The 17246-nt window shown below is 40.6% G+C and carries 16 protein-coding genes and 1 tRNA gene; 9 read left to right on the top strand and 8 right to left on the bottom strand.

Annotated features, from left to right (window positions below):
• Window positions 1-38: 38 nt before the first annotated feature.
• Window positions 39-350 (bottom strand): hypothetical protein, encoded by a 312-nt coding sequence (locus Xbed_RS10585; protein WP_086112895.1) that lies wholly within the window; start codon window positions 348-350, stop codon window positions 39-41.
• A gap of 289 nt (window positions 351-639) precedes the next feature.
• Window positions 640-963 (bottom strand): type 1 fimbrial protein, encoded by a 324-nt coding sequence (locus tag Xbed_RS10580; RefSeq protein WP_086112894.1) that lies wholly within the window; start codon window positions 961-963, stop codon window positions 640-642.
• A gap of 475 nt (window positions 964-1438) precedes the next feature.
• Between Xbed_RS10580 and Xbed_RS10575 the strand changes: the two genes are divergently transcribed.
• The gene (locus tag Xbed_RS10575) at window positions 1439-2143 is read left to right on the top strand and encodes a phosphatase PAP2 family protein (protein WP_086112893.1); all 705 of its coding nucleotides are present in this window, start codon (window positions 1439-1441) and stop codon (window positions 2141-2143) included.
• Between the two features lie 345 nt (window positions 2144-2488).
• Window positions 2489-3085 (top strand): bifunctional murein DD-endopeptidase/murein LD-carboxypeptidase, encoded by a 597-nt coding sequence (gene mepS / locus Xbed_RS10570; protein ID WP_086112892.1) that lies wholly within the window; start codon window positions 2489-2491, stop codon window positions 3083-3085.
• A gap of 94 nt (window positions 3086-3179) precedes the next feature.
• Here the strand turns inward: mepS and Xbed_RS10565 are convergent, their stop codons facing one another.
• The 3 genes from Xbed_RS10565 to rsuA all read right to left on the bottom strand — a co-directional run bounded on the left by Xbed_RS10565 (window position 3180) and on the right by rsuA (window position 6112).
• Window positions 3180-3524, bottom strand: coding sequence for a YejG family protein (locus Xbed_RS10565; protein WP_086112891.1), 345 nt, complete (start codon window positions 3522-3524; stop codon window positions 3180-3182).
• A gap of 658 nt (window positions 3525-4182) precedes the next feature.
• On the bottom strand, window positions 4183-5370 hold the full coding sequence (locus tag Xbed_RS10560) for a Bcr/CflA family multidrug efflux MFS transporter (protein ID WP_086112890.1): 1188 nt from the start codon (window positions 5368-5370) through the stop codon (window positions 4183-4185).
• 34 nt (window positions 5371-5404) lie between these two features.
• Window positions 5405-6112, bottom strand: a complete 708-nt coding sequence (gene rsuA, locus Xbed_RS10555) for a 16S rRNA pseudouridine(516) synthase RsuA (RefSeq protein WP_086112889.1) — start codon at window positions 6110-6112, stop codon at window positions 5405-5407.
• 276 nt (window positions 6113-6388) lie between these two features.
• Between rsuA and radD the strand changes: the two genes are divergently transcribed.
• Complete coding sequence (gene radD, locus Xbed_RS10550; RefSeq protein WP_086112965.1) at window positions 6389-8146, top strand: DNA repair helicase RadD; 1758 nt, start codon at window positions 6389-6391, stop codon at window positions 8144-8146.
• Between the two features lie 192 nt (window positions 8147-8338).
• Window positions 8339-8620 carry a 50S ribosomal protein L25 gene (gene rplY, locus Xbed_RS10545; protein WP_086112888.1) on the top strand — a complete coding sequence of 94 codons (282 nt, stop codon included), beginning with the start codon at window positions 8339-8341 and terminating at the stop codon, window positions 8618-8620.
• Window positions 8621-8687: 67 nt separating this feature from the next.
• Here rplY and yejK read toward each other — a convergent pair whose 3' ends face one another.
• Window positions 8688-9695, bottom strand: coding sequence for a nucleoid-associated protein YejK (gene yejK, locus Xbed_RS10540; protein WP_086112887.1), 1008 nt, complete (start codon window positions 9693-9695; stop codon window positions 8688-8690).
• A 279-nt stretch (window positions 9696-9974) separates the two neighbouring features.
• Between yejK and Xbed_RS10535 the strand changes: the two genes are divergently transcribed.
• The 4 genes from Xbed_RS10535 (at window position 9975) to Xbed_RS10515 (ending at window position 13205) form a co-directional block, all read left to right on the top strand.
• Window positions 9975-10202 (top strand): YejL family protein, encoded by a 228-nt coding sequence (locus Xbed_RS10535; protein WP_086112886.1) that lies wholly within the window; start codon window positions 9975-9977, stop codon window positions 10200-10202.
• 30 nt (window positions 10203-10232) lie between these two features.
• Complete coding sequence (gene yejM, locus Xbed_RS10530; RefSeq protein ID WP_086112885.1) at window positions 10233-11972, top strand: LPS biosynthesis-modulating metalloenzyme YejM; 1740 nt, start codon at window positions 10233-10235, stop codon at window positions 11970-11972.
• A gap of 75 nt (window positions 11973-12047) precedes the next feature.
• A tRNA-Pro gene (locus tag Xbed_RS10525) sits at window positions 12048-12124 on the top strand.
• Between the two features lie 595 nt (window positions 12125-12719).
• Complete coding sequence (locus Xbed_RS10515; RefSeq protein ID WP_086112883.1) at window positions 12720-13205, top strand: phage tail protein; 486 nt, start codon at window positions 12720-12722, stop codon at window positions 13203-13205.
• A 412-nt stretch (window positions 13206-13617) separates the two neighbouring features.
• On the opposite strand, the gene Xbed_RS10510 is transcribed toward Xbed_RS10515, so the two are convergent.
• Window positions 13618-14394 carry a DUF2829 domain-containing protein gene (locus Xbed_RS10510; protein WP_086112882.1) on the bottom strand — a complete coding sequence of 259 codons (777 nt, stop codon included), beginning with the start codon at window positions 14392-14394 and terminating at the stop codon, window positions 13618-13620.
• Window positions 14395-15085: 691 nt separating this feature from the next.
• Between Xbed_RS10510 and Xbed_RS10500 the strand changes: the two genes are divergently transcribed.
• Window positions 15086-15505: an acyltransferase family protein gene (locus Xbed_RS10500; protein ID WP_086112880.1), complete on the top strand. Its 420-nt coding sequence runs from the start codon at window positions 15086-15088 to the stop codon at window positions 15503-15505.
• Window positions 15506-16106: 601 nt separating this feature from the next.
• Here Xbed_RS10500 and Xbed_RS10490 read toward each other — a convergent pair.
• A protein-coding gene (locus Xbed_RS10490) for an IS5 family transposase (RefSeq protein WP_139837480.1) occupies window positions 16107-16867 on the bottom strand; the annotation gives its coding sequence in 2 pieces (ribosomal slippage) (window positions 16107-16699 and window positions 16699-16867; 762 coding nt in all).
• Between the last annotated feature and the right edge of the window lie 379 nt (window positions 16868-17246).

Raw genomic sequence — 17246 nt, 5'->3', positions numbered from 1 at the left:
TAATATCCAATGAAAAGAGCAACTCATCACCTATTAAATTAGAAATAATCCACATTAACGATTGCCACTCGTTTTTGGTTATCAGTCCACTTCACACTGGAAACACCGATGTTACCAGGAAGCATGACATTACCTGTTGTTTTCTGAGTTGAAATGATGTGCTTAACGGTGTGGTTTTTCCCTAACCGATAGCAAGAGATATTGGCTTGAGCATTTGATACGACAACTTGACACCCTGGGTCAACAATTGCGCCGGAAAACTGGATAACTCCTCCTTTAGATTCTGCATACCCATAAGAAAGCCATGAAACCAACAAACAGCTAATTAACAATTTAAGATAATTTTGCATGGTCACCTCACTTTCGTTTATCCATTAACTAAAACGCAGCTATCTTTTATTCCTTCCTCTCCATAATAACTATTTCACATGAAAAAAATACGATATTGACATCTTTTATTGATAAATATCAAAGGTACATTTCTGGCTAAAAATAAAGACATTACTTTTATTAAGTACTTTCCAAATTGTTATTAGAAATAATCACTTGAACTAAGTCACAAATAAAGTTTACAATTTGTCGTTATATTTATTGTTTAAATAAAACAAATATAATGATTATGGTTATTATTTATAACATTTAGTGATAGGTTAACGTCATGATGCCTAACTGCTTGTTTTCCCCCACCCATCTTATTTCTTCTGTTCCAATGTTTTTTTTCAGAGATAACAAATCCTTGCTATCAACTTGATATTCAATGGTTTTATCTTGAATTAGCCGTTCACCATTATACCAGCAAACCATAGAAGTACGTTCTTCATCCAAAGTAAATTGACATGGAGGATCAACAATAGCGCCTTGAAAATGAATATTTCCAGAATTCGGCATTGAGGTTGATGGAGAATTAGCCACTGCGGGATAAGATAAAGACATAAACAAAAAAGTCGTCATTTTTCGTAACATAAGCAGTTAACCTCCATTACAGGTATTATTATCTTTTTTTCAGTTTTAGCCCCGTGCTAATTCGAAAAACAGATAATAGTGCAACGCCCTGTTATCTATATAACGATATAACGGCAAATGGAACGATTTCTTTATACTTTTACTTATCCAGACCACAATTCGATATATTATTCCGATAAGTTTGGATATGAGGGAGTTAATTCACAGTTATTTAATGATAGTCAGGTATCAATATTGCATCAAATATATATTATCGGTACTGAAGTTGGGATTTAGCTCTTTTTCCGATATCATTGAAATTATTACCATGTTAATGAAAAAGGGATTCATTAATGGACTGTACAAATATGTTGATATTTCCATACCTTAACCATCGCTTTCTACAATGATTACGCTTTCCGATAAATTTTTGTTATAGTGCCTCCCCTGTTAATTTGTCTACCAAAATCCATTTTACGTGTTAGATAGGTACACCATGACCCGCAGTCACCCACTCGCTATACTTATACTCAATATCCTTGGTATCGCCCTGTTTCTCTCATGGTACTTACCAGAGAACCATGGCTTTTGGTTTCACATCGATTCCTCTATTTTTTATTTTTTTAATGAGAAACTGCTGCCAGATTCAAAATTTACCCTATTTGTCGCCATCGCCAATGTCAGGGCATTTGATGTGATATCACTACTATGCATGGGGCTGCTTTATTACAGCGCATTTCGTAAACAGGATTATGCAGGCAAACGCCGGCTTTTCATGATGGGTTTCGTCATGCTCATTTCTGCCGTCATCATTAATCAAATAGGTCACCAGCTCCCTGTCACCCGCCCTAGCCCGACACTGACATTTGAAAACGTTAACCGTATAGACAGCATGACGAGTTGGCATACCAAGGATGCATCCAAAGACAGTTTTCCTGGCGATCATGGTTTAATGTTGTTGATTTTCAGTAGCTTCATACTGCGTTATGTCTCCCGCAGCGCATTCTTTATTGCGCTACTGATTATGATCACTTTCGCCCTTCCTCGCATTATGGCCGGTGCTCACTGGTTTACAGATATTGCCGTAGGCTCCCTGTCTCTGGTACTGATCGGCATGAGTTGGATATTACTGACTCCATTAAGTGATATCATGGCAAAATGGCTAGATAAGAAATTGCCACATATCAGACGAGCCAATTAAGGTCAGGCTGTTGAGGAGATCGCTGCTATCTCCTCAATATCACAAAATATTTACCAAACCTGTATAAAGTCGCAACAAACCATTCTAACCTCTTAGTTCCTAATCTAATTTTTTGTAAAGAACCCTTTTCGTCTCTCGCTTTTTACTAATGATTTAAGTAATCTTCCCGGTGTCCTGTTTATTAAAATAATACGTTTTGTAAAGAAGCTAATAAAATGTGTTGCTTCACACACTTTAGGGACAGAAAATTTGTTAATTCATCATATTCTGACTAGGCTTTAAAAAGTTCAGTGTTTTTTGATGACAATAAATCGTATTTAAGGGCTGCAAGGGAAAATCACTATAATGGTCAAATCTCAACCAATACTGAGATACGTATTGCGGCTGATACCCGCGATTCTAGCGGCAGTGGCACTGACCGCATGTAGTTCACCAGATTCCAGGCTGCGTAATAAACAAACTGAGACGCATGCAGTAAACACCCAAAAGCATTTTTTACTGCAACCATCTCAGGATGAATTTGAAACCTTAGTTAATAATCTAGATATAAAATCCAAGCTACTTAACCAATATGCGGATTGGAAAGGTGTTGCCTATCGGTTGGGAGGGAACACAAAACGCGGGATTGATTGTTCTGCTTTTGTACAGCGTACTTTTCACGACCAGTTTGGCATGGAATTACCACGCTCAACATCAGAACAACAGTATCTAGGTCAAACCGTTAGCCGCTCGAAATTACGTGCTGGGGACTTGGTACTATTCAAGACTGGCCGTTATATGCGCCACGTTGGTATTTACATCGGTAATAACCAATTTGTGCATGCTTCAACCAGCAGTGGGGTTATGGTTTCCAAACTGACCGATAACTATTGGAGTAAACGGTACTATGGGGCAAGGCGGGTGCTCTCAGATGAGACGAAAGTTGCAATGACCAACGCCTAAAATCGAGTATAACGCCCATTACTCAAAAAAAATTCCCTTGCAGGCATTAAAAAACGCTTCCATTTAGGAAGCGTTTTTTATCAATGAGTAAAAATTATAACGGGTAAAACGCAGTTATGTTTTCTGCAATTGCAGCACCTAATGTTTTCAAACGACATATCACCGCACTTTCATCTTCCTTGGCAAAAAACAAACAGGGTTCCCCTTCCCACTCAATCACCGCACTTAGTATCTGCATATCAGCAATAGACTGATTGATGGTCTGCAAAATCTCCCGGGCTTTTTCACCTTCATGGCTTAACAATTTCAGCCCCATCAGGCTATTTTCTTTATCTGTTTCTTCTGCTGGTAAAATTTCAACTTTTGTACCAACAAACCCAGATGACCACCGATAACTTTGCGGCAGTCTGTGTACTACCGAAAGTTGGATATTATTCACGTATCATTCCTATCAGAAACAACATTAATACATCTAACCACCCACTGTCGGTGATCGACTCGTCAAAACCGAATAACCACCAAACAAAAAAGTAAAAAAAAAGTTAAAATGAAAACCACTTTACCGCACTTCCTTCGCTCTTAATCTTGGAAAAGTGCGATCGAACTCGCATTTTGTATATATTTATACTGTTTAGGTAAATAATTCAACTAATTTTCATGCAAGATGGCAACTTTTCATTCAAAATTTTTTTACATATTAGCTTTTTCCAAACTTTACCTTACACAAAAACAAGATTAATTTATTTATTTTACAATAAGTTAATCAATAGGAGATCCATTATCACTTATAGTAATGTAACCAATCATGAAAAGTTAACAAAAAAACAACACATCCACACTCTCAAATATAACCAATTTAATAAATTTCTACATTTATTTGATAATCACTCGGTATTTCCTGTCTATTAACCCAAAAAATAGCGTCTTTCCGCATTTAAGGAATTTTAGGAAGGAAAATGCAAAGTTAGCGCTTATCACATAGGAAAAAACCTTAAGCAAACCTGTATTTTTCTTATATCAAGAGTAAAAATAAAGGGGGAGTGAACAGACGTGACAACAAAAGGCCATCTCATACAAAGAGACAGCCTTTCAACGTGTTATTTTTGTGCTTTGCGGACATGGAGAATAAGTAACATCGCCAATGCCGAGCATAACGCCATGGAACCCACCATCGGCCAGGCACTTTTCCCCGGTAGTAGAGACAGGATAACGCCCACCAATGCGGCGATACTAAAACGGATAGTTCCCGCCAGTGAAGAGACTGTTCCGGCCATATGAGGGTAATCGTCCAACACAACAGCCATCGTGTTAGATGTAATCATAGAAATACCACTGATATAAATAGCAACACCCATGACTAAAGAAATAAACCCCAGATCAAACATGGTACAAAACAGCAGCCACAGCCCCATGATAAACTGGACCAACAGTCCGATATGCAACATTTTCAATGCGCCGTATCTACGAACACATTGGCTATTAATGATGGTCATTATGAACAGAAAAATTATATTCAGACCAAAATAGTAGCCAAAATTCTGTTCAGACACGCCATTTAATTTAATGTAAACAAACGGCCCAACACTGAGGAAGGAGAACATGCCAGAGAAGGAAAAACCGCTGGCCAAGATATAACACAATACCTGACGCTGCCGGAACAGCATAATAAACTGCTTCAGAGTGGTTTTTAAATTAAAGCGCTGCCTTTTTTCTTTCGGCAATGTTTCACTGATAAAGAAAGCGACCAGAGCCGCAGCGATTACCGCTGCGATAGCAATTGTCCAGAAAATAGCATGCCAGTTAAACCATATCATCATCATCCCACCCAACATGGGAGCCAATAAAGGCGCGATGACCATCACTAATGTGACAAAAGACATACTGCGGGAAAATTCATCTTTCGTGAACATATCACGCATCAGAGCGCTGATAACAACACTGGCTGCGGCGGCAGAAAAACCATGCAGGAAACGCATAGAGATGAAGGAATGAATATCTTGGGCCAAAGCACACGCAGCCGAAGATATAGCAAAAACAATGACACCGCCTAAAATGACAGGCTTACGCCCCAAACTGTCTGCCATTGGCCCATAAATAATTTGACCAATGGCAAAACCCAGAATATAGCTATTCTGCGTCATCTGCACCAAACCATCACTGACACCAAAATTCTCAGCGATCGTTGGCATACTCGGCAAATACATATCAATTGCCAATGGCATTAACATAGAAAGCAAGCCAAGGATCATGACTAATCCCAAATAAGACACTCGCTGTTGTTGCACGCAGTTACTCCTGAATCAATTGAAGGATAAAAAATTAAAGCGTTGGAATTTGGAGGCTGTTGATCTCGCTGTCAGTCAGCGCTCGATACTCTCCCGGGGCCAATTCAGGATCGAGATAAATTTCACCGATTCTTTCCCGATGAAGTTCAACAACACGGTTTCCCACTGCGGCAAACATCCGTTTGACTTGATGATAGCGCCCTTCACTGATGGTCAGTCGTACAATCTGGGGTTCGACCACTTCTAGCTTTGCGGGTTTTGTCAGTGTTTTTTCACCATTTAACTGCACTCCGGCTAGAAATTGTTGCTCAGTATCTCCCGATATCGGGTGTTCCAATGTAACAAGGTAGGTTTTTTCGCAATGATGCTTGGGGGATGTAATACGATGCGACCATTGCCCATCATCCGTCAGCAAAACCAATCCGGTAGTATCAATATCCAATCGCCCTGCCGAATGTAATTTATGGGCAACAGGCTCATCGATAAAATATAAAATCGTCGGATTTGATGGATCATCTGTCGAACACACATATCCCTGTGGTTTATTCAGCATAAAATAGCGTGAGCCACTCAATTGTTGCAATATCGTTCCATCATAAGCAACTTGCTGATCGAGCTTCAATTTATAGGCTCCTGTTTTGATGACTTCACCATCGACAGTCACTAGCCCTGCCCGTAACTCACGCCCCACATCACTGCGGCTAATGCCTAATTGTTGAGATAAAAACTTATCCAATCGCATGAATAAATGTCCCTGATAAAAAAAATAAACACACTGAACACACCTTTGATATTGCAAACAACTTCAAGGTCACTATTGGGCTGCTAGATTAAACAGATCATTCTTTGAGTAATCATCACTAAAATAACTATAACAGTAATAAATCACGCGTTATAGCCCGTCTAATTCTAGAAAAAGAAAGAATGGCGAGTATTTTCTCAACAGCAAGGCTAAATGAAAAATGTTATCCTCTACATCAATTCCCTTTTACCTGATACCGGTGACAGTAACATAAAAATGGCTTTTACTTTACGCCCTTATCAACAAGAAGCGGTAGATGCTACCATTCGCTATTTTCGTCAACACAGAGAACCTGCTGTGATTGTCTTACCAACAGGGGCAGGTAAAAGTCTCGTCATTGCTGAATTGGCAAAGCGGGCTCACGGCCGCGTTTTAGTGTTGGCACATGTCAAAGAACTCGTTGCACAGAACCATGGCAAATATTGTGCTTATGGATTAAACGCAGATATTTTTTCTGCCGGATTAAATCAGAAAAAAAGTGAAGGAAAAGTGGTTTTTGGTAGTATCCAGTCCATAGCCCGTAATCTGGAACGTTTTGACCATCATTTTTCACTGCTAATTATTGATGAATGCCATCGCATCAGTGATAACGAAAACAGCCAATACCAACAAATTATCCAGCAGCTTCAGAGAAACAATCCTCAAATACGCATTCTGGGATTAACCGCAACACCTTATCGCCTGGGTTATGGCTGGATATACCAATACCATTATCACGGCATGATACGCGGTGATGAAAGCAGTTTTTTTCGCGACTGCATTTATGAGCTTCCGTTACGTTATATGATTAAACACCACTTTCTGGTTTCTCCAGAAAGACTGGACATGCCAATAATACAGTATGACTTCAGTCAAGTGCGCACCAGTCAGCAAGGAATATTCAATGAATCTGAGCTAAATCGGGAAATCAAGCGCCAAAAACGCATCACTCCCCATATTGTTAAACAGATTATTGATTATGCCCAAAACCGAAAAGGTGTGATGATTTTCGCGGCCACGGTTGAACACGCCAAAGAAATTTTTCAACAGTTACCTACCGGACAAGCGGCGTTAGTCAGCGCGGAGACCCCTACAGCCGAGCGAGATCTCTTGATCACGGCTTTCAAGGAACAACAGCTCCGCTATATGGTCAACGTTGCCGTACTGACAACAGGATTCGATGCGCCACATGTCGATTTAATTGCCATATTGCGGCCAACGGAGTCCGTTAGCCTCTATCAGCAAATTGTCGGGCGGGGATTACGTTTATTTCCGGATAAAAAAGATTGCCTGATCCTGGATTATGCCGGCAACCCCCACGATCTTTACACGCCTGAAATCGGCAAAAAAAAACCTCATTCACAAAGCCAGCCCGTGCAGGTATTTTGTCCCATCTGCCAATTTGCCAATACGTTTTGGGGAATCTGCACAGCAGATGGAGAACTCATCGAACATTTTGGCAGGCGCTGCCAAGGCTGGGAAGAAGATGAAAACGGAAAACGACAGCAATGTGATTTCCGTTTTCGTTTTAAATCGTGCCCCCATTGTGGAGCAGAAAATGATATTGCCGCCCGCCGCTGCAACCGGTGTGAAGAGATACTGGTCGATCCCGATGATATGCTGAAAGCAGCCCTGAAACTTAAAGACGCTTTGGTACTGCGTTGTGGTGGAATGCAATTAATTCCCGGTCATGACAACAAAGGAGAATGGCTGAAAATCACCTATTATGATGAAGATGGAGCCGATGTATCGGAGTTGTTCCGCTTATCCACCCCGGCGCAGAAAAAAGTCTTTGAACTCCAATTCCTTCGCCAACATCAGCGCGCACCGGGGGTTTCCTTTCAGTGGAAAACAGCAGCAGACGTTGCTCATCAGCTTCCTTTATTACGTCATCCTGATTTTGTTGTCGCACGCAAAAAGGGGCAATTTTGGCAAATTCGGGAAAAAATTTTTGATTACCAGGGGCGGTTTAGACGAGCTGATGATTTGTACTGAGTCGGCCAAATAATCTGTCCCTACCCCGTCAGAGAGTGTATTTCTATTTGCTGTCATAATGGTTGCTGTCATAAGGGTTTTTCGTTAGAATGCCGCCCGCTTAACATAATATGTCATGTTAAGACAAGTATCGAACCTGCTGCTGGGTCGCCTGTAGCAGGATTTATTTTCTTCTTTTTCAGAGAAAAAATAATGTTAACTATTAATGCAGAAGTACGTAAAGAGCAGGGCAAGGGTGCGAGCCGCCGCCTGCGTAGAGCTAACAAGTTTCCAGCAATCATCTATGGTGGTAACCAAGAGCCAGTTTCTATCGAACTGGATCATGATGCAGTTATCAACCACGAAAGCAAACCAGAATTCTACGAAGTTATGACTCTGGTTGTTGATGGTAAAGAAACCCAAGTTAAAGTGCAGGCAGTACAGCGTCATCCGTTTAAACCTAAACTGACGCACATCGATTTCCTGCGTGCTTAATTAGCCACAGTCGAGCTTTTATCGGGACGCCGAGTAAATAACGCCGCAATTGCGGCGTTATTTATTTTTAGCGATTACCATTACCGCGACGTTGCAATTGGTCGCGTAAATTTGGTGGTGTACCTTTAATCGTCAAGGTATCCGTCACCGGGTCCCAAAAAATCCGCTCTCCCATCAACATGGCATCAAAATTGATGGTCAATCCTCCGCCACTGCCGGCAAATTTTGTCAATTGGCGCAACGTCCCACGATCAGCCGGAAAACTTTCTTCCAGCTCATATCCTTGTTCTTGCGAGAACTGCTGAAAATTTTGCTCACCCAAGGGCGGTAACTCTTGGGATAAATCTTGTAGCTTAATCTCCTCGCCAGCCTGTAACTGTTCATTACAGTAACCATAAACTTGCTGACGATAGGCTTGACGTTCATTTTTATCCAGTTGGGCCGATTCACAATAATCGTCCACCGCCTGCAATAATCCCTTATTCTGTACTTTCGCATTCATGCCTTCACTGGCAGCCAGAAAATCCATAAAAAAGTCAGAAACCTTGCGCCCTACCCGACCTTTCAAGAAAGTCAGATAACGACTGGACTCAGGATTGGTTTCCCATTCAGTCAGGTCAATTCTGGCAACAATATCTGCGTGAGGAATATCAAGATACTGCGTCGTGTTCACATCCAGCTCATCATTGACGGACATGCTGTTACAGCTATTCAGAACGGCAATCAGCAAATATTCCACGGCAAGGTAGCGATATTGGCAAAACAGAACCGTGCCCCCTTCCGCAAACGGATATTTTGCCAACTCATCTTTCAGGCGAACGGTTGCAGCCCGACTAAATCCGAGAAAATTTTCATTACCTTTACGCAGATGCCGGAGAGACTCCGCCAATTCACTCTCTTCATTGAACAAACCATAGGCTTTGCTTTTTGCGCTATATACACGATGCAATTCAGCCATCATCTCATCAACCACTTGATTCGTATCCAGCAGAGAATCACGCAAAATCACTTCCAACGTTTGTTCATCACGCTTAATCAACCGATGTAACGCGATCTGGGTAATGTCCAGACTCATTATTTATACTCCTTTTGCAGCTTTGCCCACCTATGGTGCCTTGCGGCTAGCGGCGTATTCAAACATCGTTATCTCTCTGCTGCAACCAAAAAACCCAATGATGGAAAAGTGTTCACAATTTAATTCTTAATGTTCAACATATCAAAGAGTAAAATGATGCAGCAAACAGGAAAATGACCGCAACACCCGCAGTAAAGAATTAATTTGTCATAAAAAGGCAGAAAATTGCCCTTCTATACGGTAAGATATGGGGCTTTGTACATTCAGGATATTTGATTTATGCCACAGTCGTCTCGCTATAGCGATGAAAAAGTTGAACATTTATTAACTGAATTAGTAAATGTTTTCGAGAAAAGCCATGCACCAACTGACCTCACCCTGATGGTATTGGGCAACATGGTAACGAATTTAATCAATACGAGCATTGCCCCTGCACAACGCAGACATATCGCAGACTCGTTTGCACGCGCATTACAGTCTTCAATCAATGAAGATAAAGCGCATTAACTTTAATTAACACCTTAATGTAAAGAAAATATGGTGACTAGCCGTCAGCATTACCGCGAAAAAGTTTCTCAGATGATCAGTTGGGGACACTGGTTCGCTCTGTTCAACATCATATTCAGTCTTGTGCTGGGCAGTCGCTATTTATTTGCATCTGACTGGCCGGGTTCACTGTTTGGTCGCATCTACGCGCTGGTCAGTTGGCTCGGTCATTTCAGCTTCATTATCTTTGCCATCTATTTACTTATTTTGTTCCCGCTGACCTTTATCGTCATGTCTCAGCGGTTACTGAGGTTTCTTTCAGCCGCACTGGCGACGGCTGGCTTGACGCTACTGATATTCGATTCCTCCATCTATGTTCGCTTTCACCTGCACTTAACACCATTAGTCTGGGATCTCGTCACCAACCCAGAGCAAGGCGAATTAGCAAGAGAATGGCAACTGATGTTCATCTGTATCCCCGTCATATTCTTGATACAGATGCTTTTCGGTACATGGAGCTGGCAAAAGTTACGTAGCCTGAATCGTCAGCGGTTTGGTAAACCACTGGCAGCGGTCTTCATCACTGCTTTTGTTGCCTCCCATCTCATGTATATCTGGGCAGATGCCAATTTCTATCGCCCGATTACCATGCAACGCTCAAATTTACCGCTTTCTTATCCCATGACGGCCCGTAAGTTCCTTGAAAAGCATGGCTTACTGGATCAGCAAGAATACCAACGTCGCATTGACCAGCAAGGGAATCCTGCGGCCTTGAGCGTCAATTACCCACTGAATAAATTATCCTATCTGGATACCGGACGCGGTTACAATCTACTGCTGCTTGTGGTGGATGGGCTGGATAATCAAGACATTACCAATGGTATGCCCGCACTGGAACAATTTGCGAAAAACAATATCCAGTTCAGTCAACATTTCAGTACAGGGATTCAGGACGACACGGCATTGTTTGGTTTATTCTATGGCATATCATCGGGTTATCTGGATGGGATCCTTAGTGCCAGAAAATCATCCGTACTTGTTGATGCGCTGACACATCAAGGATATCGATTTGGCCTCTTCTCTTCCGATGGATTCCAAGCCCCACTTTATCGTCAAGCGATATTGACCGATTACTCACTGCCAAATGCCAGCAAACAAGACGATAGCTTAACCGTGACACAATGGCGTCAATGGTTGGATTTACGCAGCGGCTCCACACCATGGTTCTCATTTTTGGATATTAATGGTTTTAGTCATACATCAGGTCAATTTAACAAGAAAGAGCTGGATACCGAAATCAACAACGTTTTAGAGGTGTTGAAAAATAAAGGCATTCTGGATAAAACCATCGTTGTGATTACAGCCAAGCAGAATAAAGAGACACCAAACCGTTCCTCAGAATGGTTTACTGATGACAAATTCAACCGCGAACAGCTTCACGTTCCTCTGATCATTCACTGGCCGGGCACACCGGCACAAGTTATTGACAAACTGACCAGCCATCAGGATGTCATGACAACCCTTATGCAACGTTTACTTCACGTCAGTAATTCTCCAGAAGATTACTCACAAGGCGAAGACCTCTTTAACGCCCAGAGAGAAAACCCGTGGCTGATTACTGGTGATAATGGTTCATTGATTATTACGACAGCTAAAAATACCATCTACCTGTCCAGAGATGGGGAATATCATCTATATGATTTAAATGGTCATGAAATTCAAGATGCCAAACCAAATCTTGCACAATTATTACAGGTACTCACTGAAGTGAAACGTTTTTTAGCAAACTAATCGTTTAAAAATCAATCACTCGCTAAATTAGGGGGTTGCTTTGAAAATAAAAAACGGTACTATAGGAAAAGTCATCGGCATGTAGCGCAGCTTGGTAGCGCACCGTCATGGGGTGTCGGGGGTCGTAGGTTCAAATCCTATCATGCCGACCAAATTTCCCCAGAAAAACCAACCTGTTAGGGTTGGTTTTTTTATGCCTTGGATTTGCCATTGGTAAAATGATGGTAATATTCTGGTAAAATGGCCGACGAAAAATGACAAAAGCGCGCTAACTTTGGGATGGGTTTTGTTGTTGCCCAAAGATGTGTGAGGCGCCTTTTTTCTTGCTGTTTTTTTCGGTGATTTCTGTTTGGTACCAATTAGAGGGATTTATAGTTACTTCCTCGCTTATTTCCCTACTACTCCCAACATCGTCCTCTGCACTCGATAATTTCTTCCCTGGATAAACGGTGTGAGATGATGCAATAGCTTGCTGATTAGATCGATGAAATGTCAGTAAGTTAAAAGGCAGGGATCTCATTTTTATTGCACCAAGTTTTATCAGTCGTCAGATAAATATTATTAATTCCCTGTTTGTTATTTTATGTCATCCTGCCATCAAAACATGCAACTCACCTACTGAACGTAGTCAAGACGCACTCTCCAGTATTGATGAACCCATTTTATTGATGTTCACAGGCGGAGCAGTCACCCACCGCCTTCATGTTACTTAGCAATCTGTATTGTTGATTAGATGAGGGAATAAGTATGAGTATTCAAGATAAAAAGCCTGAAGTATCAGCACAGCAATCATGGGAAGACATTGGTTATACAATGTTACCCGTTGGCGTTCCTATTCCGTGGCCATCAGAAATCCCACCAGATGGCTGGCTTAAATGCAATGGTGAAACATTTGATACAGAGAAATATCCAAAACTTGCCCTTGCCTATCCATCCGGTAAATTACCCGATTTGAGAGGCGAGTTTATTCGAGGATGGGATGATGAGCGTGGAGTCGACGATCCTCGAGAAGTTTTATCATGGCAAGCTGACAATACAAAAAAAATACAGCTTGCAGAAGGTAACGGTATTGATTACCTAAGCATATACCAAGGCCACTTGGATAACCTAAAATTCCCAATCGGTAGAGATGTGATAGGAACTGCGACTAAGGCCTCGATTGCTAACAATACAAGCGGTGACGAAACCCGCCCCCGCAATATTGCATTCAATTACATAGTCAGAGCCGCTTAAATCTGAGTTGACCATTTAACCCGCAACTTTTGCGGGTTTATATTTATCACGACCCCAACTCACCAGTCTCCCCCTGCCTCACATTCCACACCGAATCTTCCGGCATCTGGATACGGGCGTCTAAGCGCGTGCCTGCGGGTTCATCATCGGTGTGACAGCTCTGCTCATCCAGGAAAAACTCCGGTTAAGGTGATGCCGTTATAGTGGTCGACTTTACAATAAAATGCAGAGGATTACGGTTGTGTGGGGCTGGCACAAAGGGAAGAACACCAAACAGATAAGAGAGATCCCTGCGGATGAATTAGGAAGCAATATTATTAGCTGTTAAGACGTGGCGTAATCACCTTGTTCGATGCAGTGAAGAGGCTGCGCCTGAGCGCAACCTTAAGGTAGAGTTTAAGGTAGAGTGCCGTTAATTCCAAGAGCAGGAATAACGTTTAGTTTGATCAACCTGTTTAAACAGCGCACTGAATTTTTGAGCTTCTGTTCTCAGTTCAGAATTCACGTTATAAACATATTTGAAACGATAGTCATCTGGTTTACTTGAGCTGACTTCAGGGACACCCAAGTTATACGTGACTCCTTCCACCGTAATCTGCAGGGCCTTTTTAAATAATTCGCTCACCACAGACGATGCTCCTTGTACATACCAATACAAAGCCAGCGTCGATTGGGTATCTTTAGGCTCTTCCCACATAATATTCATTATCTTGTCAATTACGGTGGTATTTTGCGTAATAGACAACGTCCCCAACGTCACTGGGATAGTCGGATACCCCATCATCGTATCTGTATATCCATAAAAATGAGGAAATTGCTGCATACCGCGTACCGTGAACATACCCGTCGTTAAGTCAAACATCAGCGTATTATCACCGGTTTCGGGTTCTGGTTTGACGGCCTCTTTCACTTGTTCCCAGTCTTCGGCCATCAAATCTTCCTGTGTCGGCTGCCACGGTGCCCAATTCCCCTGTTTATTGTGCTTATCCAGATGCGCCAGATAATCGCCCTGCCCCTCTGCGTCAGGTTTACGGGGAACAAAACGCAACTGTTCTGCGTCATCCCAATCACTGCGGCGGACTTTATTACCTTTTCTCAACTGCCTCAGCGCCCATCCCAAAGCACCCACCTGACGGGCATTGTCATCAGTCAGATGATATGTATTTTCAGATTTAATCAATTCAGACATCGTGTTTCCTTCTCGTTCAAAATATCAAGGGGATCAATCCCAAAGGATGTGTTTCCCGTCCATTGCTAAACAGTCCGAATATATTAATAAATATTTGTGATTATTTTAATTAATGCGTCTTGTATAAAAATCCATACAAGTGACTTTCAAAAAAGAAAAATAGTCCGCCTTTACTGTGGCTGTTCAGGCCATGCGATATCGGTGCAGAGCAGTTCAGTTCTGAAATGAGAAATCGGGTACAAAACCACAAAAGACTCGATATATCATCAAGATACTATGACCGTTATAGTTATCTGAAAGAAAAACGTGAAATAATAGAGCAATGGGAAAATAAGCTACGGTCACTATGACGCAATGGTTTGCTAATTCAGGGCTAACGCACGAACGCTTTTTAATCTCCTATGTACCTATATCGAACAATAATAGTTTATTTCATATGCAATTCCGAATTTTTATTCATCTTTTACATACTATTCATAATCATTTAGTTCATTATATAAGTATCCATGCATTAGTCCTGTTTGCTGATTACATTAATAGAGGTAGGATAATTTTCATGAATGTTGTATATTCCATATAGACATACTGTTATGATTAATTGTTTCACGTAATAACTTGCGTAACTAGATGTTCATGTTCGCTAGAAATCAAACTCTCCTAGAAAAATAAATAGTAATGACGGAATTATTAAATGGATAAACAAAAGTATGAAATAATAGAGATTATGAGATTTATTGCCGCATCGGCTGTTGTTTGTGTGCATATACCAACAATAGAGATAGGGCATTGGGGTGTCGATGTGTTTTTCATTATTAGTGGCTTCGTTATGATGGCATCAACTAAAAACTCTGGAGAAAATTTCTTCATAAAAAGAATTATTCGTGTTGCTCCTATTTACTGGCTATTTACTTTAGGTGTTTTTATGATAGCATTGATAGCACCTAAATTATTAAATAACACAACACCCGATTTTATCAATCTATTCAAATCTATTCTTTTTATTCCATTTGATAAAAACGGAATAGGACACTTCCCAATATTGTTCGTTGGATGGACATTAAATTATGAAATGTTTTTTTATTTTTTATTTTTTATTTTTTATTTTTTATAGCATTAAATTTAAATTCAAAGCTTAGAGGATTAATAGCATCTGTTTTTGTTTTATCAACATTCATTTTATGCAACAACTTAGACGGGTTTATATATAGAGTATATGGTGACTCGATAATACTTGAGTTCATCATGGGAATGATGTTATTTGAAATAGTGACATCAAGAAGATTATTGCACTGCACTATATATATAATGATACTAATAACACCTATCATATTAAACTACGAGCTTGCTACATCAAGAGGGTATTTTTATGGAATATCTTCATTCATTATTATGCTGATATTGTTAATGGCATTCAAGAATATTAAATTCAATAATTGGCTTTTGCTGCTTGGTTCATCTAGCTACTCATTATATTTGACTCACGCATACATAATACAAGCTTTAGATAAATTGTTAAAATTATTTAGTGTTAAAAACATATACAGTCAATTCTTAACATCTATTTTCTGTTATGCTATTTGTGTTTTATTATCTATTATCATGCATAAAAAATTGGAATCACCAATAAATAATTACATAAGAAAAAAAACATTGAGGAAATAAAGAAAAACAAATAAATTAGTTAGGGTGTGTTGACGTTTATTGTTTATCATTTACTCAATCCACATCGGTAGCCATATAATGACAAACGCCAGTGCCAACATACTGGCGTAATTCCGTTCAAACTTATCGTATCTTGTTGCTATTGCACGAAAGTGTTTCACTCTGGCGAACGCATTTTCGACTAAATGCCGATAACGGTATAAGCCGTTATCAATTTTCTTATCCGATTTTCGGCTATTTTTTCGATAAGGAATAACCGTTTTCGCCCCGTGTTTTTCAACAAAACTTCTGAACGCACCGCTATCGTAACCTTTATCTGCAATCACAAAATCTGATGCCGGTGAATGGGCGACCAAACTTTCTGCATGGACAAGATCATGCGTTTGACCGCCTGACAGCTCAAAATGGACAGGCAAGCCGTAACTGTCTACGGCTAAATGAATTTTAGTCGAACGTCCGCCCCGACTCTTACCGATGGCTTCATCTTCCGTTGACGCTGCGCCTGAGCTATGTTGATGCGCACGGACAATACTGCCATCAATAAATAACCACTCGGTATCCGTATTTTCAGATAATAATTTGAATAATAAATCAAAAACACCTTTCTTTGACCATTCATTAAAACGCTTAAAGAGGGTATTACATTTCCAAATTCATCAGGTAAATCCCGCCATGGACATCCCGTTCTCATGCGATAAAGGATCCCTTCGAAAGTCAGGTAGTGCTCTTCTTTGTGGTAAATACATCCACGTTGTTGCATCAATACAGCTAGCTTATTCCATAAGGATTTTGATAACATGGTTCTTGGCATGATGGACTGGGGTAATCGTTTTTTCGCGAAGACAATGATACCAGATCATCATGCTGTTCAAATTCCACTCACAAAACGTTAACACGCCCTAGCCATCTTGTACTAACTCATTCAAATTCTTAATTAGTAAACCACTGATCATTAGATCTAGTAAATATTATTGTACCTATGCCGTTGGATGTAGAAATATTAGATATTGATATTCTATATAGCCTCCCAATTGTTCGCTTTTTTGTTAAGCTCCCTTTAATAAAATTTTCATATATATCATATAATTCATGCTGAGTTAACATATTAAGTGCAACAGGCGGAATATTAAAAGGCGTGAGTCAACTGTGATACATTTCACGGCTCTCACACCCGAAATCATGGCCTGATA

The organism is Xenorhabdus beddingii (genome assembly GCF_002127545.1).
Classification (GTDB): Bacteria; Pseudomonadota; Gammaproteobacteria; order Enterobacterales; family Enterobacteriaceae; genus Xenorhabdus; species Xenorhabdus beddingii.
The sequence above is the reverse complement of the archived record's forward strand: the minus strand, read 5'-3'. Positions and strand labels throughout refer to the sequence as shown.